19 protein-coding genes are annotated in these 23,535 nt (G+C 48.8%); 11 read left to right on the top strand and 8 right to left on the bottom strand.

Annotation, left to right across the window (positions count from 1 at the left end; genetic code table 11):
• The first annotated feature begins 1 nt into the window (after position 1).
• On the top strand, positions 2–901 hold the full coding sequence (locus BC351_RS25975) for a metallophosphoesterase family protein (protein ID WP_079416488.1): 900 nt from the start codon (positions 2–4) through the stop codon (positions 899–901).
• On the top strand, positions 898–2,406 hold the full coding sequence (locus BC351_RS25970) for a leucyl aminopeptidase family protein (RefSeq protein WP_079416486.1): 1,509 nt from the start codon (positions 898–900) through the stop codon (positions 2,404–2,406). Before BC351_RS25975 ends, BC351_RS25970 begins: the two co-directional genes overlap by 4 nt.
• Before the next feature lie 83 nt (positions 2,407–2,489).
• Here the strand turns inward: BC351_RS25970 and BC351_RS25965 are convergent, their stop codons facing one another.
• Both BC351_RS25965 and BC351_RS25960 read right to left on the bottom strand, forming a co-directional pair.
• Complete coding sequence (locus BC351_RS25965) at positions 2,490–2,936, bottom strand: bactofilin family protein (protein ID WP_079416484.1); 447 nt, start codon at positions 2,934–2,936, stop codon at positions 2,490–2,492.
• Positions 2,933–3,955, bottom strand: a complete 1,023-nt coding sequence (locus BC351_RS25960) for a M23 family metallopeptidase (RefSeq protein ID WP_244209175.1) — start codon at positions 3,953–3,955, stop codon at positions 2,933–2,935. Before BC351_RS25960 ends, BC351_RS25965 begins: the two co-directional genes overlap by 4 nt.
• A 239-nt stretch (positions 3,956–4,194) precedes the next feature.
• Here BC351_RS25960 and BC351_RS25955 point away from each other — a divergent pair, with 239 nt between their 5' ends.
• Positions 4,195–5,394 (top strand): YCF48-related protein, encoded by a 1,200-nt coding sequence (locus BC351_RS25955; protein WP_079416482.1) that lies wholly within the window; start codon positions 4,195–4,197, stop codon positions 5,392–5,394.
• A 646-nt stretch (positions 5,395–6,040) separates the two neighbouring features.
• Positions 6,041–6,226 carry a hypothetical protein gene (locus tag BC351_RS41775; RefSeq protein WP_144028538.1) on the top strand — a complete coding sequence of 62 codons (186 nt, stop codon included), beginning with the start codon at positions 6,041–6,043 and terminating at the stop codon, positions 6,224–6,226.
• Between the two features lie 471 nt (positions 6,227–6,697).
• On the opposite strand, the gene BC351_RS25940 is transcribed toward BC351_RS41775, so the two are convergent.
• From BC351_RS25940 to BC351_RS25920, 5 genes are all read right to left on the bottom strand, one after another.
• Positions 6,698–7,429: a polysaccharide deacetylase family protein gene (locus tag BC351_RS25940; protein WP_079416476.1), complete on the bottom strand. Its 732-nt coding sequence runs from the start codon at positions 7,427–7,429 to the stop codon at positions 6,698–6,700.
• Between the two features lie 93 nt (positions 7,430–7,522).
• Entirely contained in the window at positions 7,523–8,014 is a 492-nt protein-coding gene (locus BC351_RS25935) for a hypothetical protein (protein WP_079416474.1), read from the bottom strand.
• Between the two features lie 25 nt (positions 8,015–8,039).
• Positions 8,040–9,221: an MGDG synthase family glycosyltransferase gene (locus BC351_RS25930; protein ID WP_079416472.1), complete on the bottom strand. Its 1,182-nt coding sequence runs from the start codon at positions 9,219–9,221 to the stop codon at positions 8,040–8,042.
• A gap of 64 nt (positions 9,222–9,285) precedes the next feature.
• The gene (locus BC351_RS25925) at positions 9,286–9,864 is read right to left on the bottom strand and encodes a thymidine kinase (RefSeq protein ID WP_079416470.1); all 579 of its coding nucleotides are present in this window, start codon (positions 9,862–9,864) and stop codon (positions 9,286–9,288) included.
• A gap of 157 nt (positions 9,865–10,021) precedes the next feature.
• Entirely contained in the window at positions 10,022–10,999 is a 978-nt protein-coding gene (locus tag BC351_RS25920) for an HD domain-containing protein (RefSeq protein ID WP_158082233.1), read from the bottom strand.
• Positions 11,000–11,452: 453 nt separating this feature from the next.
• Between BC351_RS25920 and gltB the strand changes: the two genes are divergently transcribed.
• The 7 genes from gltB (at position 11,453) to BC351_RS25885 (ending at position 22,101) form a co-directional block, all read left to right on the top strand.
• A complete protein-coding gene (gene gltB / locus BC351_RS25915) occupies positions 11,453–16,045 on the top strand; it encodes a glutamate synthase large subunit (RefSeq protein ID WP_079416466.1) in 4,593 nt (1,530 codons plus the stop codon).
• A gap of 68 nt (positions 16,046–16,113) precedes the next feature.
• Complete coding sequence (locus BC351_RS25910) at positions 16,114–17,598, top strand: glutamate synthase subunit beta (RefSeq protein WP_079416464.1); 1,485 nt, start codon at positions 16,114–16,116, stop codon at positions 17,596–17,598.
• 240 nt (positions 17,599–17,838) lie between these two features.
• The gene (locus BC351_RS25905) at positions 17,839–19,167 is read left to right on the top strand and encodes a sensor histidine kinase (RefSeq protein ID WP_079416462.1); all 1,329 of its coding nucleotides are present in this window, start codon (positions 17,839–17,841) and stop codon (positions 19,165–19,167) included.
• Positions 19,168–19,217: 50 nt separating this feature from the next.
• Positions 19,218–19,841 (top strand): response regulator transcription factor, encoded by a 624-nt coding sequence (locus tag BC351_RS25900; RefSeq protein WP_079416460.1) that lies wholly within the window; start codon positions 19,218–19,220, stop codon positions 19,839–19,841.
• Between the two features lie 83 nt (positions 19,842–19,924).
• Complete coding sequence (gene sppA / locus BC351_RS25895; RefSeq protein WP_158082232.1) at positions 19,925–20,932, top strand: signal peptide peptidase SppA; 1,008 nt, start codon at positions 19,925–19,927, stop codon at positions 20,930–20,932.
• Positions 20,933–20,948: 16 nt separating this feature from the next.
• Positions 20,949–21,413: an RDD family protein gene (locus BC351_RS25890; RefSeq protein ID WP_079416456.1), complete on the top strand. Its 465-nt coding sequence runs from the start codon at positions 20,949–20,951 to the stop codon at positions 21,411–21,413.
• A 217-nt stretch (positions 21,414–21,630) separates the two neighbouring features.
• Entirely contained in the window at positions 21,631–22,101 is a 471-nt protein-coding gene (locus tag BC351_RS25885; RefSeq protein ID WP_079416454.1) for a hypothetical protein, read from the top strand.
• 144 nt (positions 22,102–22,245) lie between these two features.
• On the opposite strand, the gene tnpC is transcribed toward BC351_RS25885, so the two are convergent.
• Positions 22,246–23,535 (bottom strand): IS66 family transposase (gene tnpC, locus BC351_RS25880; protein WP_079416452.1); only part of this gene is annotated, 1,290 nt, incomplete at its 5' end.

Raw genomic sequence — 23,535 nt, 5'->3', positions numbered from 1 at the left:
CATGGCTGACAATCTTAAGTTCCGGGAGGACGGGACCTTTACCATTGTGCAATTGACGGATTTGCATATCGGCGGCGACAAGGACAATGAAGCGGATTTACGGACGCTTGCTTTGGTCAGAGCACTGCTTGTGGAGGAAAAGCCGGATTTCATCGTATATACGGGAGATCTGATTTCAAGCTATGGCGCAGCCGATCCTTTGGCATCTTTTCGCCGGGCGATTGCGCCTGCCGTTGAATCCGGCTTACCTTGGGCGCACGTATTTGGCAATCACGATGCAGAGGAGAATGTGACGCGCGAGGAATTGATGGCGGCTGCGCTTAAGCATAGCGCTTGCTATTCGCAAGCAGGACCTGAGGAGCTTAGTGGGGTTGGCAATTACACGCTTACCATACAAGGCACGCAGTCCGGGGAACCTGCAGCTGTACTTTATTTTCTCGATTCCGGTTCCATGGCGCCGGATTCAGTCGGCGGCTATGCGTGGATTCAGGCTGATCAGATTCATTGGTATAAGCAGCAATCACTAGCACTTCGTGAGCGCAGTGATGCCATCCTTCCCGGCCTCGCTTTTTTTCATATTCCGCTGCCGGAGTATAACGACGTATGGAAGGTGGGGAAAGTAAGCGGCATCAAGAACGAAGATGTATGCTGCCCCAAGCTCAATAGCGGACTGTTTGCTGCAATGGCGGAAATGGGCGATGTCATGGGGACCTTTGTTGGTCATGATCATGACAATGATTTCTGTGGAACACTGCATGAGATTCGGCTTTGTTTCGGCCGAGTGACAGGCTATAACACCTATGGAGGCTTGCCGCGAGGGGCTCGTGTCATTCGTCTGCAAGAAGGAGAGCTTAGCTTTGAGACTTGGCAGCGTCTGGAAGATGGGAGTATCTTACGATGATGTTCACGGTTGGAGGAGAAAGCCCGATTGAGACTCTCATCTTCCCCATCTGCTTGGACGAAATCGGAGTGAAGGGAGGCGCTCGGCTCCCGGCATGGCTGCAAGCGTACTCACTCCTGCCCCATATGGGAGAGCCAGGGGCGTTGACTTGGTTTCATGGCCGTATTGGAGAGAGGGATGCGCTATTGGTCGGTTGTGGGGAGGCTTCGCGGCTGAGCACGGAACGAATCCGCGAAGCGGCAGGCAGTGCTGGGCGTGCGGCGGAGAAGCATAAGAAGGAGCAAGTAGGCATAAACTTGGGCGAGCTGCTGAAGCGCTGTGTGCATGCGCCTCCGATTAGCGAAGAGAAAGCCGTCAGCGCTTGGGTGGAGGGCTGGCTGCTCGGAACCTATGCGTTCGAGATTTACCGCGCGAAACAGACTAAGCCATTTGAAGCAAGCTTGCAGTTTCTCACCGTAACTGAAGCAGAGGAGAAAGTGGAAGCAAAGGCTGCGCTGAACGATGCGATACGATGGGGACGCATTTATGCCGATGGGGCCATTCTCGCCCGTAATTTGGCGAATGAACCACCAAATAAACTGCGTCCTCTAACGCTCATCGAACGGGCAGTCGATCATTTTGCCGGTACGCAGGTCGAGGCGATCGTTTACGAAGGGGAGCGACTGGAGCAGAACAGCATGGTTGGCTTGATCGCCGTGGGCAAAGGCAGCAAGCATCCTCCAGCACTTCTAGAGCTGCGGTATTGCACGGATGATACGTTGCCGCTTTCGGCCCTCATTGGCAAAGGCATTACTTTTGACACAGGTGGAATCAGTTTGAAAAAGGACTTCGATATTAGCGATATGCGAATGGATATGGCTGGCGCGGCAGCCGTGATTGGCGCACTTGATATTCTTGCAGCTGGGAACGTGCAGGCGAATGTCGTTGGGCTTATCGCTGCTGCCGAGAATATGCCGGACGGAGGGGCTCTGCTGCCAGGGGAGCTGCTGCAATACCCGAACGGCGTATCTGTGCAGGTAGGCAATACGGATTCGGAAGGCCGCTTGGTACTGGCGGACGCACTGATTCATGCGCATCGTCTCGGGGCAGCGGAAGCCATCGATATTGCGACCTTGACCTATTCCTGCGGGGCTGCGCTGGGTTCCAAGTATGCCGGAATATGGGGACAGGACGCGTTGGTGGCTGAGATCACACAAGCCGGGAAGCTGGTAGATGAGCAAGTATGGCAGCTTCCGCTTGTTGATGAGTATGAGGCTTACCTGCACAGTGACTTTGCAGATCTATGCAACGTCAGCAGGGTAGGAGAAGCAGGCGCTACGACCGCTGCCTTATTTCTGCGCAAGTTCGTTGATTCCTCCCTTCGTTGGGCGCATATCGATATGGCTTCATTGAAGGATGTGTCATCTGCACAAGGCTGGCATTCGATAGGTGCGACTGGCTACGGGGCACGCCTGCTCGCGCAGCTTGTACGTACTCGGTCGTCGCCCATGGGTCAAAACCAATAAAAACTGCCTATTACCTGGCCCACAAGACCAGATAATAGGCAGTTTTTGTTGGATCAGAATGCCTATGAAGTGAAGGGCATCGTCTAGTTTCCACCGGAAGCAGCCTGCTGCTCGCTTTTCTGCTGCTTGTGTGCTTTGGCGTCGATGACCTTGGCGCTGCCTTTCTCACCCCCAGCAGCGATGTTCATCGCGCTGCTGCCTTGAAAAATGCCGCCCTCCTGAATAATAAAGGAGCGCACATCAATATTCCCCACCAGCACACCGGAGCTGGTGACGATGAGCTTGCCTTTGGTGTGGATGTTGCCTTTGACCTTGCCGGCAACGATGACATCACGGGCTTGGATGTTGGACTGCACCACGGCATTCTCGCCAATGGTGATATCTCCGGCGCATTCAATGTCACCATTGAGTTGGCCTTCGATGCGGAGGCTGGCCTCGGACATAATTTTGCCTTCACAGATCGTACTTCCACCGATCAAGGTATCCGTTGTTTTAGCGTCAATGCGCCTTGTTTTGGAGCTTCCAATCATTTGAGCTCATCCTTTCTATCGGTAATCAGGTAAGGAGCGGGGTCAATCGGTTTGCCATTTTTCTGTACTTCGTAATGCAGATGAGAGCCTGTGCTTCGTCCGGTCGTACCGATGAGGCCGATTTTTTGACCTTTCGTTACTGATTCTCCGCGTTTGACCAGCATTTTATTCAGATGCATGTACTCGGTTTGGATGCCGCGGGTATGATCGATAATTAGATGATTGCCATGTTCGTTGTCAAAGCTGGCTTCAATGACCTTGCCGTCCGCAGTCGCATAGACGTCATCATTCATCTCGCCATCAAGATCAAAGCCTGTGTGCATCGACGGTTTAGAGGTGAATGGATCGATTCGCACGCCGAAGCCGGAAGTGATGCTGTGTGTTACAGTGGGCCATAGAGTAGGGGTGATGCTGCGCAAATATTGAGCTTCCTTCAACTTGGCTTCCGATTCATTCAGATGCAGGAGCAGGGCGTTAATATCTCCGACTAACGAAAAAAGTCCTTCCTTGGTGCTGTTCACCAAAAGAGAGACATCTTGCGAAGTAACAGCGACATCGCTGCCTCCGATATCTGAGTTTTTCCCGTTAGGCTGCTGAGTGTTTATTGCAGAGGTTTTTTTGCTTGTCCCTTTTGTTCCCTTTGTGCCATCTGTTTCGCTCATCAATTCGATCACGTGATCGATTTTCTTAATTTCTTCCAACTTCAATTTAAAATCATTGGCTTGCTGGGATAAGTCAATCAAATTGGCTTGAAGCTGTTCCAGTTCACTATTTTTAAGAGTAATTTGATCGACCAGTTGACGCTCTTGTCCATCGAAAGCTTGCTGCATGTTGTTTCTCGTTCGATAGGAGTGGGTATTCATTAAGTAAATCGTGACAAAAAAACCAATCAGCACAAGCAGGATCACGCTGGGCACAATATAAATACTACTGTGCGGAAGCTTGAATCTTACGGTACGGCGGTTGGCGCCCGGAATGATCATTAAGGTGAACTCTTTTTTACCCCAGATGAATTTCAACCGATCCTCTTCCTTTCCGTAACAAAGTGCCCCTCCTTGATTGGATTGTATTCACGATGGGGATGAGTCATGCCTATTTTCTCATCTCGCCAAATAAGTTAAATAGTCTTCCCTGATTATGGGACATACTAATTTTGCCAAAAGTCCAAATTTCCGCCGAGTCAACTTTTGCTCGAATGCCAACGTCTATAAGGATAGAACGATTACTTGCAGATATTGCAGATTTGAAAGGAGTTAAGATGATGTTCAAAAAATATATGCCCATTTTGGCGATTTCCGTTTTCGCGCTTACAGGCTGCGGGGCCTCGGAAGGGACAAGCGGGGCTGCGAATGCTACGGCAACGCCAGCCTCCTCTCCAGCGGTTTCCGCCGAGCCAGCAATTCCTGCAGGCACACCAACTGCTGCTGCCACAACTGCGCCTAACACGAATGCGAATGCACCTGCTAACGTGCCGATGAAAGGGGTAACCGCTGTTCGTCTTGCCGATGCCAAATCAGGCTGGATCGGTGGGCAAGGCTTTATCGCTCATACCAATGATGGCGGGGCCAAATGGCAAGTTCAATACAAAGCCGCGGGTGACGTCAAGCAAATATTTGCCTTGAACGGGCAAGAAGCGTGGGCAACGGTAGGGGATGACGCCAAGCTGCTGAATACCAAGGATGGCGGCCAGCATTGGAGTTCTGTTGGGCAAGTGCCGAATGCTGCTTTTTTGCATTTCACAACGAAGCAGGAAGCCTTTAGCGGCAATGCGCATACCGTAGATGGCGGCATCAAATGGACGACCTTGCCAGTACCCAAAGGTATCGTAGGAGATGCTTATTTCCACGATGCGAATAATGGCTGGGTTGTCAAAGGGGAGAAAGATTCCATCGAAATTGATCGAACGCAAGACGGCGGCAAAACATGGAAAAGCGTTATGTCGCGTAAATCCGCCGTAGTGCCAACTGGCGCTGTTATTCGCTCGGCAGGCGCTAACGATGCTTGGGTTGAGCTGATTGGCGAGTCAGGGATGACCCAGACCTCCTATTCCTTGTTTCACACCAAAGACGGCGGGAAGAACTGGCAGACGGTGCTGGCGAACAGCACCGCCGGTGGGGGACCTGCTCCTGGTTTCCCGGTGGGCGATAACACAGGGCCCAAAAATACGGGCACGAAGCCCGGACCTCTCTACGTCGTCAGTCCCGACGTAGCTTTCATGGGTGGGCAGTGCCCGAGCTGCGACAAGCCAAACTCCGTCGGTTCAACGAAGGACGGCGGCAAAACCTGGGTGAACGGGAAGGAAACGTTCACTGGCTATGGCGAGCTGCTGCTGGCTATGGCAGACGGCAGCCAAGGCTGGCTGCTGACGAATGACAGCGAGCAGCCGAGTGTGATGTACACCACCGCAAGCGGTGGTGTGAACTGGAACAAGGTGCATACCTTCGATGCACCGAAATGAAAACTGAGCGCCCCGGTGGGGCGCTTTTTTCTCGTTCCGTTCACTCGGCTTCGGGAGTGAACGGGTGTAGGAGCTGACCTGACGATGAGAGTCAGGAGCTGGGGTTTCTTCACGCGCGAATCCTGAGCGCGCGTTGCTGCGCCGACGATATGGCGGCGGTGGTGAAACCCGGCAATCGGAGGTGGCTGCCTAGAGTCGTTGCGCGACAGAGAAACTCGACAATCGGAGTTGCTGCCTCGAGTCGTTGTGCGACAGGGAAACTCGGCAATCGGAGGCGGCTGCCTAGAGTCCGTTGTGCGACAGGGAAACTCTGCAATCGGAGGCGGCTGCCTAGAGTCCGTTGCGCGACAGGGAAACTCGACAATTGGAGATGGCTGCCTAAAGTCCGTCGCGCGACAGAGAAAGCCTGCGATTGTGCATCTTTTTCAACCTCGAATCCCCCTCATCCGATATATGCCTGCAAAAGTGCAGGCTTTTTGGCAGCAAATCGGATTTTACGAGGGAAAAGCAGAAAAAGCCTGCATAAACGCAGGCATTTCCTATTTTCAAGTGATTTTACGCAAAAAGCCTGCACAATCGCAGGCATTTCCTATTTTTAAGTGATTTTACAGAAAAAATCCTGCGCAATCGCAGGCATTTCCGAATCTTGAGGGATTCAGCCGCTCCTGACGATGAGAGTCAGGAGCAATCTGGCGTTTCTTCACGCGCGAATCGTGGGCGCGCGTTGCTGCGCCGACGATATGGCGGCGGCGGTGAAACCCGGCAATCGGAGGTGGCTGCCTCGAGTCCGTTGCGGGATAGAGAAACTCGACAATCGGAAGTGGCTGTTTAGAGTCCGTTGCGCGACAGAGAAACTCGACAATCGGAAGTGGCTGTTTAGAGTCCGTTGCGCGACAGAGAAACTCGGCAATCGGAGGTGGCTGCCTAAAGTCCGTCGCGCAACAGAGAAAGCCTGCAATTGTGCAATTGTGCATCTTTTTCAACCTCGAATCCCCCTCATCCGATATATGCCTGCAAAAGTGCAGGCTTTTTGGCAGCAAATCGAATTTTACGAGGGAAAAGCAGAAAAAGCCTGCAGAATCGCAGGCATTTCCTATTTTCAAGTGATTTTACAGAAAAAGCCTGCAGAAACGCAGGCATTTCCTATTTTCAAGTGATTTTACGCAAAAAGCCTGCACAAACGCAGGCATTTCCGAATCCTAAGGGCTTCAGCCGCTGCAGCCCCGAATATCCAAACAAGTCTGCCGCACAAGCAGACAGGCTCGCGACCACTGCCATGCTGCATCCAAACAAGCCGGAGTCTCTAATTAATTTTCGCCGGAATGGCCGTATTATAATTGAGCAGCTCCGACACGGTGACCAACCGGTAGCCGCGATTTTTCAGCTCTGGCAAAATGATTTTCAAAGCAGCAATCGTCTGTGTAGGCCCCTCAATATAGTCATGAAAAAGGACGATGTTGCCGTTTTTCGCATTTTTCAGGACACGATTTACAATCTTATTTACCCCAGGTGTATCCCAATCCTTCGTATCCAGCTGCCAGCTCCACATGATCATCTTGTAGCCTTCATTTCGAACGATATGAACAAGCCTTTCATTATAGAAACCTCCGGGTGGGCGGAATAGCTGGGATCTCTGGCCTGTCGTGGCATATATGAGAGCTTCCGTATCCTTCAGTTCCTTTTTGATATCGTTTCTTTGGCTGAGATAAGCATGGCTGTAAGTGTGGTTGGCGATCTCGTGGCCTTCACTGAGTGTTCGGCTCAGGACGTCAGGATACAGCTTGATTTTATTGCCTACAACGAAAAAGGTAGCTTTCGCCTCATACTGTTTGAGAAGCTCTAGTATTTGATCGGTGTACGCGGGATGAGGGCCATCATCGAATGTGAGGGCAAGCACTTTCTCATCCGTCCTTATTTCCCAAACGATTTCACCGCGTGCTTCATAATAGGCACGGTCTTTTTTCGGGGCTGCACTGACACTCGTGCTCGGCTGCATCAAAAGTAAACTTAAACACAAAGCTGCAAAAATTTTCATGGGGTCTCCTTGGATGTTGTGACTGCAAAATTAGGGTCTCCAATTATGAAAAACCAATTCAGGATAAATCTGGATGTCCATGAAAAATTGCATTCAAGGTTGTGGTTTATCTCCGTTCCCATTGCCATTTCCGCTGTTGTTCCCACTGCCACTGAAAAAAGTCGTCGTTAATGCACGAATCTTCTCCATAAATTTGCCGTAGCCAAAGCCAGTCAAGAACGCAACGCTGATACGCGCCGCCATAGAATCGCCCACCTGAAGCAGCAGAATGCCGCTTTGGAACAGGATAATAGTAATAATGGCTGAGCCGAAGCAGAGTACGGGCCGCATGAGGTACCAGTACACCCACTGCGTGGTGAGATCATGATAATGCTCGTGGAACATCCGCAATCCGTAAAGCGAGCCGCCTAAAGCCCCGGCAAATCCGAAGCAAGCATACTCATGATACAGAGTTACGTCAACACCTAGCAGCTTTCCTTGAATCGTCCCGCTGCCAAGCAGCGCCATCATCCACAGACTGCCAACGAACCAGATGAGCAAGTACACAAAAATGAACTGTTTGCCGAATCGGTGAATGGGGTCCATAAATAAAACACCGCCCTATACATGGTTAATACCATTGTATGAGCGGTGCAGTTGTTGATGCCTGTATGTACGGGCGTTTGGCGGATAACTTCAAATATTGCATAATCGTTGCGGAACAGGCCTGAGCACTGTATTTCTGATGGTTGCGTATCGTCGTTCGACGCTTCGACAGCTCGGGATACTGCTCAAGCAGCAGCTTGAACCAATGATCAATCATCGCGATAGAGGTAATCTTCTGACCGTAGCCTTGCTCCTGAAAATATTCACAGTTCCGCTCTTCTTGTCCTGGAATGGGACTGTAGAACAGCATGGGAATGCCTTTGGCCATCGCTTCCGTACAGGTCATCCCGCCTGGCTTCGTAATCAGCAGGTCAGAGATATCCATGAGCTTGTTAATCTCATTCGTATAGCCGATCAGATGCACATTTGGCCGCCGGAAAACTTCTTCCTCAAGCAGTTGATGACGTGCTTTCTCATTCGTACCCAAACAGATGAGAAGCTGAATATCTTGGCTCCAGCTGGCTAGGTAAGTTAGGAGCTCTTCCTTTTCTTCCTTTTTAAAAACACCCCAGCCCCCGCCCATGACCATCACCGTAGGCATGGCGTTAAGCCCGAACTGCTGGCGGGTTTGCTCTTTGCTGTGTTCCAAACGGAAATTAGGATGCACAGGAATCCCTGTGACCTCTACATTCGCCTCCGGCACCCCGCGCCCCAGTAAGCGTTCCCTGACCAAAGGGGTGGAGACCAGATATTTGTCCACAGCAGAATCAATCCAGGTGCCATGCACATCATAGTCGGTGATGACGGTGAAGAGGGGGACTGCGAGTCCCGCGCGTTTCAACCGAGAAACAATAATGCTCGGAAAGGGATGCGTGCAGATGATAATATCCGGCTTCAATTGCTTGATAATCGCTTTGGTTTGCGAGTAGAACATCCGATGCAGGAAAAGTCCGGCAAAGCGATTTAAAGATTTTTCATATTGATTGCGGTAAAGCATACCATAAAGTTTGGGTTGTGATGTAACCGTGCGGCGGTATGCCGAGAAGATCCAAGGTGCAATGGTAGGATGCAAGAATGCGCCGAGCTCAATAACACGTGTAATGACTTCCGATGAGCTTTGACGAAGCTCTACGGAGAGTGCGTGAGCGGCTTGTGTATGACCTTTCCCGAAGCCCTCGGATAAGAGCAGAATCCGTTTTTTTCGCAAGGAACTCACCTTTCTTTTGTAACCATCTTGATCGATTAGACGTTATTCGCCGTAAAATCCTGCATCAGGCATTCAAAGAAGATTTGCGCTTTGAAGCATAACACTTGCGGCAGACCGGCACATAGCTTTCATTGCCGCCGATTTGGATCTGTTCACCATGGAAAATAGGCTCTCCGTCCTTGCAGCGCATGTTCATAATTGCTTTTTTGTCGCAGTACCAGCAAACCGTTTTGATTTCTTCGATCGTGTCCGCGGCGGCAATCAGTGCGTTGCTTCCCTCGAATAATTGTCCCATGAAATCAGCCCGCAGGCCGTAGGCAATGACGGGAATGTTCAAATCATCGACAATCACGATTAATTGCGCGACTTGTTCTTTGCTTAGAAACTGGGCTTCGTCCACCAAAATACAGTTGGGCTGCTCGGTTTTCGCCAGTTCAACCATATCCAGCTTATCGTCTACGACGAGCGCGTTCTTTTGCATGCCAATTCTGGAGACGACTTTGCCCACCCCAAAACGGTCATCGACAACGGATGTCAGCAGCAGAGCTTTCTTGCCTTGCTCCTCGTAATTGTGTGCGACGCGCAGGACTTCAATGGATTTACCACTATTCATTGTGCCGTAACGGAAATATAATTTTGCCAAACTGGGCCAGTCCCCTCTGAAGTTGTAAGATCCAATCAAGATATCTATATACTGAGAAAACCCCAATCGAGGCCATTGGAAGATAAGCGACCCCGTTTAGATATAGGTTTCAGCGCGAATAAGAAAGTGTTGTCGGTTAAACAAACCGTAATCTCTCTTATATGGTAAAAAAATACGTAGCAGTCAGGGCATCTAATTCCGCTAGTTTGACAGCGGCTTGGAAGCTTGTTTCGGAAGCGGGCTTATCACCGATAAGCGGCTGTTTTTTATAAATTTTACGAATATTGACTTCAATACTGCCGGGCAGCGGTTCATCAGTAACTTGAATGCGGTGAGGCTCGTACATTAAGACGTGCATAATGCTGCTTGACGTTGGATTCTTGCTCTGCAGCAGCTCCTGAATGAGCTCGTGATCGAGAAGAGAAGGAAGACGCTCCTTCATTCCCGGGGTCGATTCGCAGTGATGCGCAGCCGCTTTGGCTAGAAGAGCATCCATGGCTAGAAAGGATGGTGCAAGGAAGATGCGATGATCTTCTACAACCGCATGCACAAGCGCAGCAGCTGTTTCCTCATCCGTTTCTAAGTAGTGACCGCGCAGGCGCAGCTTTCTGACAAGCTCGGAAGGCGGCATCAACTGCTGCCCGGCATAGTACGTATCTCGCAGGAAGCTGTCTAGATGATCCAGTCCCATGATGGACGTTTTGTTCGTTAAAGGGCTGTCTTGGTTTAAAATAGCGACGATCGAAGCTGGCGGAATGCCATGCTTGGTTAAAATATCGGCAACCGTTCCATGCAGGATCAATTGCTCTGTATGTCGATGATGATCGTATCCAAGTGTATTCTCGACGGCATGCGAAAAGGGCAAGTGCCCAATATCATGCAATAGTGCAGCAAGGCGAAGATGAAGATCGTTCGGGAAAAAATGGGCCATCAGGGACCACACGCCAATCGTGTGCTCTAACCTGGAGTGGGTCATTGGCGAGAATAGTGCCGATGCGCCAAAGTGGTGCAGAAACTTCAAGCGGCGAACCGGCTGCGATCTGAAAAGCTCGGCTTCAACCGGTTGGGCCTGTATATGCCACTGGTACAAAGGCTCCCAAATCATCCCACTCGAAAAAGTATGCTGTAGACTCAAAGCAGAGTTCCTCCTAGGCTGTGGAATCTGGGTGTATGTTACATTGCAGCGCATTAGCTATCATAGCATGAAACATAGAAAGTTTGCTATCATGCGCAATTGAAAAAGAAACTCCAAACAGAGCTTTGATCACACTTGGCAGTTAACTTTACTTGGAAATAATGCCATGGGAAACCAGTCTATGCCTTGTTATTGCAGGTGCTGGGGGTTCCAATAAAAGGGCTGCTCGGACACAGTTTCCTATTAAAATGAAAACCTATTCCTTACAATAATTTCAATTGAACAAAGCGAATTCAAGTGTTAATATAATATAACAAATATTGAGACTATTTGGTCAATTTGTATTCTTCTTCAATGAGCGGAATACGAGCTGCTACGTTTCGACAATTTAATACTTTAAAGCGTACCTCGAGAAAAGTGTATCCAAAAACCAGAAAAGAAAGGTTGCACAACATGACCAAAAAAGGGTTACCTCCCAAGCAAGGATTGTACGATCCTCAGTTCGAGCGTGACGCCTGCGGTATTGGCTTTGTAGCGAATATTAAAGGTGTTAAATCGCATGACATCGTCAAGCAAGCACTGCGTGTGCTTTGCAATTTGGACCATCGCGGAGGTCAAGGCTGTGAGCAGAATACGGGAGACGGAGCAGGGATTTTAATGCAAATTCCCGATGCGTACCTGCAAGATGCTTGCGCTGCAGACAATATCAAGCTTCCTGCAGCTGGACAGTATGGTGTAGGGATGGTCTACTTGCCTCAGGATTTGGAGGCGCGTCAAGCATGTGAGAACATGATCGAGCGCATTGTGAGTAGGGAAGGTCAGCAATTCTTAGGCTGGCGAACCGTACCAACGGATAACAGCTCTCTGGGAGACTCAGCGAAGTCAGCGGAACCTTTCGTACGCCAAGTATTTATCGGACAAAGTGCCAGCGTGACAAGCAATCTCGATTTCGAACGGAAATTATACATCATTCGCAGGATTTCTGAAAACGCTGTCAAAAATGCTCGAAGCGAGTCGCAATTTTATTATTCCAGTCTTTCTAGCAGAACTATTGTTTATAAAGGCATGCTGACGCCTGAGCAGGTAGATGCTTATTATCTTGAGCTTCAGGACGAGAAAGTGGATTCTGCGCTTGCGCTTGTTCATTCCAGATTCAGTACGAATACATTCCCAAGTTGGGAACGTGCGCATCCTTACCGCTATTTAATTCATAACGGGGAGATCAATACGCTTCGCGGGAATGTGAACTGGATGCATGCACGGCAGGCGATGTGCGATTCTGATTTATTTGGCGAGGATTTCAAACGGATTCTGCCTATTATTGACACAGATGGTTCGGACTCGCAAATGTTCGATAATACGCTTGAGTTTCTGATGCTTTCCGGACGCTCCCTGCCTCATGCCGCAATGATGATGGTTCCTGAGCCTTGGTCGAAGCATGAGACGATGGATGATGAGAAGAAAGCTTTCTACGAATATCACAGCACATTGATGGAGCCGTGGGATGGACCTGCTGCGATTGCTTTCACGGACGGCAGTCAAATCGGCGCGATTCTTGACCGCAATGGCTTGCGTCCTTCACGTTACTATGTAACGACGGATGATTTCATCGTTCTGGCTTCGGAGGTTGGCGTTCTGGACATCGAGCCTGAGCGAATTCTGTACAAAGATCGGCTAAGGCCAGGCCGCATGCTGCTCGTGGACACTGTCGAAGGCCGCATTGTGGCTGACGAAGAGATCAAAAGCCTTATCGCCGGGGAACAGCCTTACCGCGACTGGCTGAATGAGCATCTGGTGTCCCTGGAAGATCTGGAAGATGCGCCAATCGTGCTTGGCTCTGATTATGACACAGTTCTTCAGCGTCAGCAGGCATTCGGGTACACCTTTGAGCAGCTGCGTAAAACCCTCGAGCCGATGGGCAAAACGGGTGTAGATCCGATTGGTTCCATGGGTACGGATGCTCCGCTTGCTGTGCTTTCCGATCGTCCACAGCTGTTGTATAACTATTTCAAACAATTATTCGCACAGGTAACCAATCCACCCATCGATGCGAACTTTGAAGAAATTATTACGGCGCAGGGAACGACCATTGGACCTGAGCGCAATTTGATTAACCCTGAACCGGAAAGCTGCCGTCAGATTCGTTTGAAGTCACCTTTTTTAACGAATGAAGAGCTGGCTAAGCTGCGTCATATTCAGCGTGAAGGCTTCAAAACCGTTACATTGCCTACCTTGTTCGAAGCTTCCAAAGGAATGGAAGGCTTGCAAAGCGCGATGCATGCCCTCTATGCAGCCGCTGATCAAGCGATTGCAGAAGGTGCTTCGCTGCTCATACTCTCCGATCGTGGCGTTGACGAACGCAACGCACCGATTCCGGCACTGCTTGCGACTTCCGGGCTTCATCATCATCTGATTCGCGAAGGTACGCGCACCAAAGTCAGCTTGCTCGTTGAGTCTGGCGAACCACGTGAAGTGCATCACTTCGCTCTGCTGCTTGGTTACGGGGCAGGTGCTATCAATCCGTATCTAGCACTAGAGACTTTGGACGATATGATCCGGCGGAATCAGCTTGTTGGTGTGAATAGCGAGAAAGCGACGTACAACTATATCAAGGCTGTTACGAAGGGCGTAGTTAAAGTTCTGGCGAAAATGGGCATCTCTACGATCCAAAGCTATCGTGGGGCGCAAATTTTCGAAGCGATTGGGCTTAGCCAAGAGCTTGTTGATACGTATTTTACGTGGACGCATACGCCAGTTGGCGGCATTGGCATTGATATCGTGGCCAAAGAAGCGCTAATGCGCCACAACCGTGCTTTCTCTGAACAAGAGGGGCGCGACAAGGTGCTTGATACCGGCGGTGATCTGCAGTGGCGCCGGGATGGGGAAGACCATCTTTATACGCCGGAGACAGTGCATGCTCTGCAATCAGCCGTACGCACGAACAGCTATGCGATGTATAAGAACTTCTCGAAGCTCATCCAACGGGAAGATGAGAAATATATGGCACTGCGCGGGCTTCTAAGCTTCCAAGCAGGCCGCCAGCCGATCCCGATCGAAGAGGTGGAGCCGATCGAGTCCATCTTTAAGCGCTTCAAGACCGGAGCCATGTCCTATGGCTCCATCAGTAAAGAAGCGCATGAGACGATTGCGATTGCGATGAACCGCATCGGCGGGAAGAGCAATACCGGCGAGGGCGGCGAGCATCCGGAGCGTTTCACGCCGGATGCGAACGGCGATCTTCGCCGCAGCGCGATCAAGCAGGTGGCCTCCGGCCGCTTCGGCGTGACGAGCCACTATCTCGTCAATGCTGACGAGATTCAGATCAAGATGGCGCAGGGCGCGAAGCCTGGCGAGGGTGGTCAGCTTCCGGGAACCAAGGTGTACCCTTGGGTAGCCGAGGTTCGTGGTGTGACGCCAGGCGTAGGCTTGATTTCGCCGCCGCCGCATCATGATATTTATTCGATCGAGGATCTGGCTGAGCTGATCCACGATCTCAAGAATGCCAACCCGCGGGCGCGGATCAGCGTGAAGCTGGTATCCGAAGTTGGCGTTGGCACGATCGCTGCCGGCGTAGCCAAAGGGAAAGCGGACGTTGTCCTTATCTCCGGCTACGATGGAGGAACGGGCGCGTCGCCGCAGACGAGTATTCGTCACGCGGGACTGCCGTGGGAGCTTGGTCTGGCGGAGACGCATCAGACGCTTGTGCTGAACAACCTGCGCAGCCGTATCGTCGTCGAAACGGACGGCAAGCTGATGACAGGGCGCGACGTTGTCGTAGCTGCGCTGCTTGGTGCAGAAGAGTTCGGCTTCGCGACAACACCGCTGATTACGATCGGCTGCGTGATGATGCGCGTCTGCCATCTGGATACGTGCCCGGTTGGGGTTGCTACGCAAAATCCGGAGCTTCGCAAGAAATTTGCCGGGGACCCGCAGCATGTGGTCAACTTCATGACTTTCATCGCGCAGGATGTACGTGAGATGATGGCAGAGCTTGGCTTCCGCACCATCGAAGAGATGGTCGGCCGCACAGATATTCTCGAGTCGAAGCAAGCAGTCGACCATTGGAAAGCCAAAGGCGTCGATTTAACGCCGCTGCTGCATCAACCGGACATGGGCGAAGACGTAGGCCGCTTCTGCCAAATGGCGCAGGATCATGGCTTAGACCGCTCTTTGGACGTTACGAAGCTGCTCGAAATCTGCGAGCCGGCTATCGAACGCAAAGAGCATGTGCATGCGATCCTGCCGATTAGAAACGTGAATCGTGTTGTGGGCACGATTGTTGGCAGCGAAGTAACCCGCCGTCATGGTGTGGACGGCTTGCCGCACGATACGATTCGCTTGCACTTTAACGGCTCCGCCGGTCAAAGCTTTGGCGCTTTCGTCCCCAAAGGCATTACGCTTTCATTAGAAGGCGACGCCAATGATTATGTGGGTAAAGGATTGTCCGGCGGCAAGCTGGCGATATTCCCTTCCGGCAAGTCCGGTTTTGAACCAGAGAAGAACGTAATTATCGGAAATACCGCTTTCTATGGCGCAACAGACGGGGATGCTTACATTCGTGGTATGGCAGGCGAGCGTTTCTGCGTAAGAAACAGCGGCGTGCGTGCTGTCGTCGAGGGTGTTGGCGATCACGGCTGTGAATATATGACGGGTGGCCGTGTTGTTGTACTTGGTCCTACAGGCCGCAACTTCGCCGCTGGGATGTCTGGCGGGATCGCTTACGTGCTTGATGAGTCAGGCGAGTTCGTCAGCAAAGTGAACAAAGAAATGGTGTATCTCGAGCAGGTTGAGGAAACGTTTGAAATAAACGAATTGAAAACGATGATTCAGCATCATGCTACATTTACGGATAGCAGCGTTGCCCACCGGGTTATTCAGCACTGGGATGAGTACGTTTGGAAGTTCGTGAAGGTGATACCGAAGGACTACAAACGGATGTTTGATGCCATTGAGCAAGTAAAACGATCTGGATTAAGCCAACAGGAAGCCATCATGGTCGCTTTTGAGGCAAATATGAAGGATGTTTCACGTGTCGGTGGAAACTAACAAATTAGCGCAGATGCTTACGAAGTAAGTTTTGCTGAAGCAAAACTCTTAGGAGGAATTAATCCGTCATGGGTAAACCAACTGGTTTTATAGAACATCGTCGCGAAGTCGCGTCTGAAGCTTCCCCGCTGGTCCGAATCGGCCATTGGAAAGAGTTCGCGACGCCGCTGACAGAAGATAAATTGCAGACACAAGGCTCCAGATGTATGGACTGCGGGATTCCATTCTGCCACACGGGCTCGCTGATTAGCGGAATGGCTGCGGGCTGCCCGGTGAACAACCTAATTCCGGAATGGAATGACTTGGTCTACCGTGGGCAATGGCGAGAAGCGCTGGATCGTCTGCATAAGACGAACAACTTCCCTGAGTTTACCGGCCGGGTATGTCCGGCGCCGTGCGAGGGTTCTTGTACGGTAGGTCTGAAGGACACGCCGGTTACGATCAAAAGTATTGAGAAAGCGATTATCGATAAAGGCTTCGAGGAAGGCTGGATTACGCCGCAAACCCCAGAGGCTCGCACAGGCAAAAAGGTTGCTGTGGTCGGCTCGGGTCCATCCGGACTCGCGGCCGCTGCCCAGCTGAATAAAGCCGGACACTGGGTCACCGTATTTGAAAGGGCAGATCGTGTGGGCGGACTGCTCATGTACGGGATTCCGAACATGAAGCTGGATAAGAAATACGTTCAGCGTCGTGTGGATCTGTTGGAAGCTGAAGGTGTAACGTTCATAACGAATGCTCATGTTGGTGTGAATTATCCGATCGAGAAGCTGCAAGAAGAGTTCGATGCCATCGTGCTTTGCGGCGGAGCAACCAAGGGCCGGGATCTTCCGATTGAAGGACGCGAGCTGAACGGCGTTCACTTGGCGATGGAATTCCTCGGCAAGAATACGAGAAGCTTGCTGGATTCTGGGCATGCGGACGGGGCTTTTATCTCCGCCGAAGGCAAAGATGTTATTGTTATCGGCGGCGGGGACACGGGGACCGACTGCGTAGGCACCTCCTTGCGCCACAAGTGCAAGAGTGTCACGCAATTCGAGATTATGCCAAAATCGCCGGATACACGTCCAGCCAACAATCCTTGGCCGGAATGGCCCAAAGTCCACAAAGTGGACTACGGTCAACAGGAAGCCGCAGCCCTTCAAGGGGAAGATCCGCGCACCTATTTGATCAACACGAAGAAATTCGTGGGTGATGAGCATGGCAACCTGAAAGAACTGCACACCGTTCTAATTGAGTGGCAGAAAAACGAGAAGGGCCAGTTCGTGCCAGTTGAAGTACCTGGCAGTGAGAAAATCTACCCAGCTCAGCTGGTGCTCATCGCGATGGGCTTTACCGGACCGGAGAACACGGTGCTGGATCAGCTTGGCGTAGCCAAAGACGAGCGCTCCAATGCCAAAGCCGATTACGGCAAGTTTGCCACCAACGTAGAAGGTGTCTTCTCTGCCGGCGATATGCGTCGTGGTCAAAGCCTGGTTGTGTGGGCAATCAACGAAGGTCGCGCTGCTGCACGAGAAGTTGATCGTTACTTGATGGGATCGTCGAATTTGCCATAGACTTGCAGAAAAATGAAGGAACCTCATGGGGTTCCTTCATTTTTTTTTGATCTCTTAGTGAGAATTAATCTTTTTTTAGGTAATTTTTACAATTCTTCGACATGATTCGACAGTTATTCCCAAATATTGAATGTACAATATTTGTAAACTAAAAGCACGTACTTTGTCTACAATTTATTAGCCCAACATGATCGAACAAGGGGTGAAGATTTGAAGTAGGAGAGGAGATTCGAGCAACCGGTGATATTTACCTTCATTGTACTATGGCTAATTGCAATTATTCTTATCATCAATAATCCTCACAATGAATCTACCCGCTGGGCGGCCTTTGTGATATTTTGCGGGGGCGCCGATGGATTCGCGCGAGCATTAATTGAGGATTTTTCACACTTTTTATCTTTGCATCAATGGATGGATGCGGAACTCGAATCTATATGCCAAAGTATTTATAATATAGGATCGTTTATCAATACCTACTGCCTGCCTTATGGCTATCTAATATTTTGTCTTTGTAGTTCGGACTTGTTTGGAAGAAGAAGAAAAATGTTATTAAAAGCTATATTGATGGGACCCGTCATCTTAATGTTCTCTATTACTCTCATACTACCTGAGCTCATTCGCAATTATCACCCAACTATCATATGGGTTGCCCCCTATATACTTATTGGGAGTGGATTGTTGATATACAGTTATTATAAAGAAAAGAATCCTCTTCTAAAAAAAAGCAGACTATTTACGAATATGATCGCCCTCCCAACCGTCCTCTTTCAATTAGTATCCAATTACACCTTACGCTTTTTCCGCTTTGACGAAGTATGGAGACTCAATGCAATAATGATGTTTTTCTTACTGGTACTGTTTATATTTTTGATGATAAAATTCGATTTCTTTAGGGTGAAACTTAGATTTGAACGGCGCAGAATAGACAGCACTTTAAAAGCAGTGACTTCTGGCACGAGTTTTCTCAACCATGCAATTAAGAATGAAGTTGGAAAAATCAACATATTAGCCGAAAATATTCAACATTTAACTTTCGATTTTAAAAACAAGGAAGTTATCGACAATGTGTCTCATATTCTTGCATCGACGGATCATTTGCTAGAAATGATAAATCGCATTCAACACCAAATTCAGGATATTTTATTGAGAAAAGAAAGAAATAATTTATCAGCTCTTTTGCATGAATGCGTAGCTATGAATCAAGCGCTTTTGAGCAAAAAAAGTATCAACGTCGAAGAGCAGTATGCTCTTTCAAGGGAAATTGAATATGACAGCTTTCATTTGAAGGAAGTAATTAATAATTTGTTAGCTAATGCAATTGATTCGATGAGTACTGGTGGATTGATGAGAGTTGAAACTTTTGAATTAAGAAATCAGGTATATATCCTAGTTAAGGATTGCGGAATAGGCATCTCTAAAAGCCACCTTGAACATATTTTTGATCCATTTTACACCACTAAATTGAATAAGAATAATTTTGGACTAGGATTATCTTATTGCTCAATGTCATTCGAAAACACGGTGGGAAGATTGAAATTTTCAGTGAACTTGAAAAAGGGACAACAGTAAAGGTAAGCCTTCCTTTATCTTAATATTTTGAATGCAAGAAAGGGGAAAACATGGCAAGTCTAAAAATTCTAGTTGTGGAAGATGATCCAATATGGCTCATGTGCATCTGTGATTATTTGGAGAGAGAGACTGACATGAAGGGGTGTCACAGAGCCTCTAACAAAGAAGAAGCCATTCAGATATGCAGAGAAGTATGTCCTGATGTCGTTCTTATGGATATTCATTTTTCTGATGGAAAGTTTGACGGTATTGATGCCGTGCTCGAAATAAAAACGTTCATGGAAACGAAGATTATTATGCTCACTTCTTTTACTGAAAAAGAAATGATTATAAATTCATTTGCTGCTGGAGCAGTGAGTTATGTGGCAAAGAGTGATTATAAGAAATTGCCAAGCGTAATCAGAGCTGCGATGTGTGAGATAACGCCAATCCAGACCTTGATGAGTGATTATTTGCGATTGAGGAAGGAAGGGCAACTAGCGGCGCTGACTCAGGCTGAAAAAGAGGTTTTCGGTCTTATCGAACAAGGGTTCACACAGTCTCAAATTGAAAAAAAGTTATATAAATCAAGCAGTACGATAAAGAATCAAGTCAACCGTATTTTGAAGAAGTTTAATGTGCGCAGTTCTAAGGAAGCTATTGAGAAGGTAAAGAGTAGGAGGTTTTTTGAATAAGTTACCTTTTCAATTCAATAGGTACTATAAAATTTGGAACTACTGGATTTAATGAGGTGAAAGTATACTGTAGTAAAGTTTATTTGAAGGCACGTAATGAATGTGCAGTTCACAGGAGGAGCTTTATGGGTAAGAGGGGTTGGGCTTTGATAATTGTAGGTGCTCTGCTAATAATTATGGTCCTTATTCTGGTTTTTAAAACACAAGATTGGAATGAAGCGGTTAGTACTGAAAAGAACAAATGGCAAGAAGAAGTTATCTCAGGCAAAGGGAAGAATAAGCTTGTTCAATTAGATGTGGAGGGTGTTATTGCTGGGAAGCCTAGTTTTTCTAGCAGCTTCAGTACTGGCGCTTTTCTCTCCCAATTAGAACAAGTCAGCAAAGATCCCAACGTAAAGGCACTGGTAATAAGAGTTGATAGTCCTGGAGGCGAAGTGGTTGCATCGGATGAAATTCACCAGCGCATAGAGCATGTGAAGAAGGCTGGGAAAATCGTAGTTATCAGCATGGGAGCCGTAGCTGCTTCCGGAGGATATTATATATCCGCGCCAGCAGATTATATTTTTGCCAATCGCTCAACGCTTACAGGAAGTCTTGGCGTTATCTTTGCGCTGCCTAATTATGAGAAAACTGCAGAATGGCTCGGGTATAAGCAAAACATTATCAAAAGCGGCGAATTTAAGGACATTGGAAGTCCTCTTCGTGAGTTAACATCAACGGAAAAGGATATCTTTCAATCTTTGGTAAATGAGAGCTACCAACAATTCGTATCGGTTATTGAAAAAGGCCGCAAATTATCTCGTGATGAGGTCTTGAAAGTGGCAGATGGGCGAGTATATTCGGGTCAACAAGCTAAAACATTGGGGCTTATTGATGAATTTGGTACATTGGACGATGCTAGGGAGTATGCCAAGCAAAAGTTAGGATTGGAAGATGTGAAAGTTATTAAGTATTCGCAGAAGTTATCTTTGTTCTCTGTGTTGGACGGGCTTAGCCAAAAGATGAAGTCTCCTGCAGCACAGGTGATGGAGCAAGTATTGCCGGCTGCATCTACTGCGGGACCTCGTTTGTTATATTTATTTCAACCATAATAGAGGAGGAAGTAATATGGAACACAACATAGAAGTAAACCAAGGTAAGGGTGGAAGTGTGAGTTCAGAGATTAGGACCAACACGGAGCTGCAGTATGCGGGCTTTTGGATTCGTTTTGTTGCGGTTTTATTAGATGGGGTTGCAATTCAGGCTGTCTTTGTGTTGCTTAGCTTTATTATGAATTCTAGTCCGTTCAAGCCATCTTTTGGCATGTCTGTACTGCAGTATGCGATAAGCTGGTCTTATTTTGTAATCTTGACAGTTCTTCTTGGTCAAACACTTGGGAAGATGATTATGGGAATTCGCGTCGTACGTAAAGATGGATTGCCCAATACGTGGGGTTCCATATTGTTGCGAGAAATTATAGGGAAGATCGTTTCGGCAATCATTTTGTGTATTGGTTATATCATGGCTGGAATTGATTCGGAAAAACGCAGTCTACATGACCGTATGGCTGGTACGCGTGTTGTAAAGAAATAAAGCTTTGGAGAGAGCCGTGTCCCAGTGACACTGCTCCTTTTGGTATGCCACGCGGGTGATTAACAAGGGGGATAGAAGATTGATTACAAATAAGCCCATCTGCTGGTTTGCCTCATTAGAATAGATAAACGTGAACATTTCCCGAACTTCATGTACAATAAGATGAAGAAGCAGATTAGGTCCAGGCTGCATGATGTACGGGGAATGGAGGAAGCACATGAAGAAAGAAGAAGAAGATCTCATTACGCCAGCGGAATTACATGCCCTGCTAGCTGAGAATGGGGAGCATTCCGAGGAGTTTGAATTCAATGAACCGATCGGGGCCCAGCATCTGACTTCTTTGCAAAAAGCAGTTGTGCTTCTTTCCAAGCAGGTGGAGGAGCTTCAGTTGCAGCTTCATGAGCATTTTGAACTCCAGAGCAGGCAGCAGGAGCAGTTTCTTCGGCAGTTCAAGCACCAGCTCGAGAACAAGCTCCATGAGGATTTGATCCGCACCATTGTGGTACAACAGCAGTCTGCAATTCAAGAAGAGAACCTGGAGGAAGAGGATTCCTCCGAGCTCTCTTTGCAAGTGATAAAATCAGAGGAACAAACCGCTGAGGACACGCAGCCAACCTACTCCAGAGTGCGGAGCTACAGCAAAATTCGAAAGAGAAAAAAGGGGTTTCTGGAGAAACTCTTCGAATAATAGCGTTAAATTAAAGCCTGCAAATATGCATCCTTTTCGTCATGGGAATACGCAAAATGGAGAAAAGCCTGCGATTATACATCCTTTTGAGAGCTTTTTTCGATTCTAGGATGGAAAAGCTTAAAAAGCCTGCATAATTGGTTACTACTCAGGACTCCGAGTAAAAAAGCTGAAATCACCAACGTAAGCCAATTTCAGTGATGTAAGAATAGGATGATTTTGTTTAATCAACGTGGAGATAAAGCTTCGGATGGTCGCAAAGAAGCCCGGGGTCGTTTCCGAACGAAAACAGCCGGATATTTTCCGCTTAACGGCAATCATGCGAAGATCACGTTCGGCTTGGTTATTATCAAAGGGAATATTGGCATCTCGAAGATACCCCAAGATACTTTCCTTGTGGTCACGGAATCGTGCCCAAAGATTTGCGGCCTTACTCTTACGCGGTTTTCCCCTGCGCCCTGATTGGAGCAGGGGCTCCTTTTCGAGCTCGACCTTTCCCATCTCTAGAATCATCTCATACCGTCGTTCGTAGTTGCCGATGGCTGTTTCGGTAAGTGGCCTACCTAATTTTCTGGTCTTGCGGGTGATGGACCAGCTTGTATGCAGCAGTGTGAGCATAGCGCTGGCCCATCGATGCCCGTCATATTCCTCAATCCCTTTGCACTCCCGAGATAAATGGGCATTGCATAAGGCATGTTTGAAGGTAAAGTCTTTATCCTGTTTAAAATACGGCCCATAAAAGTCGTGGATCACTGTACCCGTATAGGAAGGCAGTACGTTTAGCGACTTCATCCCCGCGGTTCCGCGGCTAGAATGGACACCAAGCAAGGTCCAGTTCTTCGTACTGTTCACATGAACCCAGTGTCCCTCTTTGTCTACATGCACGCCCGTTTCATCGGCATGGATTACGGGACTGGCAAGGAGATTATGACGAATGACCTCTTCGTAGGGAAGTAAGCTTTCAGCCATTTTACGGATACTTGAAAGAAGTGTTGCCTGACTTGGCCGACACCCCGTCAACACATGAAGAAGATCGGTTGTGCGAGCAAGCGGGAGCATTTGGTGCGTATGCAAATAAGCGGCTACAGCAGTGAACCGCTCACCGTATTGGGCACGTGCATGGACGCCTTTAGGGAAGATGCCTTTCTGCAAGGTGTGGCAACATGGGCACTTTTTCTTCTCGGCTCGGTGCTCCGTCACCTCCATGACAGGAACAGGGATGTCAAAAACCTGTCGACGCTCATACCCTAGACATGCGACGTCCTCAAGTGAGACCGCACAGTTCTCACAGACTAAAACCGGATGAATAATGGTTGTAGTGGGATCGTCTATGCAAGAAAGGGTATGCCCTTTATGGCCGACAGGTCCTCCCTTTTTTCCGCCGGACTTCCGGTGATTCTTAGGTTCACGCTTCAGGTCACTAGACGGCGGCCA

Source organism: Paenibacillus ferrarius, assembly GCF_002027705.1.
In the GTDB taxonomy this organism is placed as follows: Bacteria; Bacillota; Bacilli; order Paenibacillales; family NBRC-103111; genus Paenibacillus_E; species Paenibacillus_E ferrarius.
This window is presented reverse-complemented; position numbering and strand designations above follow the sequence as displayed.

What these genes read in the sequence shown, in the direction of transcription:
- BC351_RS25965 (WP_079416484.1), bottom strand. Translation starts at nt 2,936, where the DNA reads ATGATTGGAAGCTCCAAAACAAGGCGCATTGACGCTAAAACAACGGAT.
- BC351_RS25885 (WP_079416454.1), top strand. Translation starts at nt 21,631, where the DNA reads ATGAAGAAAGAAGAAGAAGATCTCATTACGCCAGCGGAATTACATGCC.
- BC351_RS25900 (WP_079416460.1), top strand. Translation starts at nt 19,218, where the DNA reads ATGGCAAGTCTAAAAATTCTAGTTGTGGAAGATGATCCAATATGGCTC.
- BC351_RS25975 (WP_079416488.1), top strand. Translation starts at nt 2, where the DNA reads ATGGCTGACAATCTTAAGTTCCGGGAGGACGGGACCTTTACCATTGTG.
- BC351_RS25890 (WP_079416456.1), top strand. Translation starts at nt 20,949, where the DNA reads ATGGAACACAACATAGAAGTAAACCAAGGTAAGGGTGGAAGTGTGAGT.
- gltB (WP_079416466.1), top strand. Translation starts at nt 11,453, where the DNA reads ATGACCAAAAAAGGGTTACCTCCCAAGCAAGGATTGTACGATCCTCAG.
- BC351_RS25970 (WP_079416486.1), top strand. Translation starts at nt 898, where the DNA reads ATGATGTTCACGGTTGGAGGAGAAAGCCCGATTGAGACTCTCATCTTC.
- BC351_RS25935 (WP_079416474.1), bottom strand. Translation starts at nt 8,014, where the DNA reads ATGGACCCCATTCACCGATTCGGCAAACAGTTCATTTTTGTGTACTTG.
- BC351_RS25910 (WP_079416464.1), top strand. Translation starts at nt 16,114, where the DNA reads ATGGGTAAACCAACTGGTTTTATAGAACATCGTCGCGAAGTCGCGTCT.
- BC351_RS25955 (WP_079416482.1), top strand. Translation starts at nt 4,195, where the DNA reads ATGATGTTCAAAAAATATATGCCCATTTTGGCGATTTCCGTTTTCGCG.
- BC351_RS25940 (WP_079416476.1), bottom strand. Translation starts at nt 7,429, where the DNA reads ATGAAAATTTTTGCAGCTTTGTGTTTAAGTTTACTTTTGATGCAGCCG.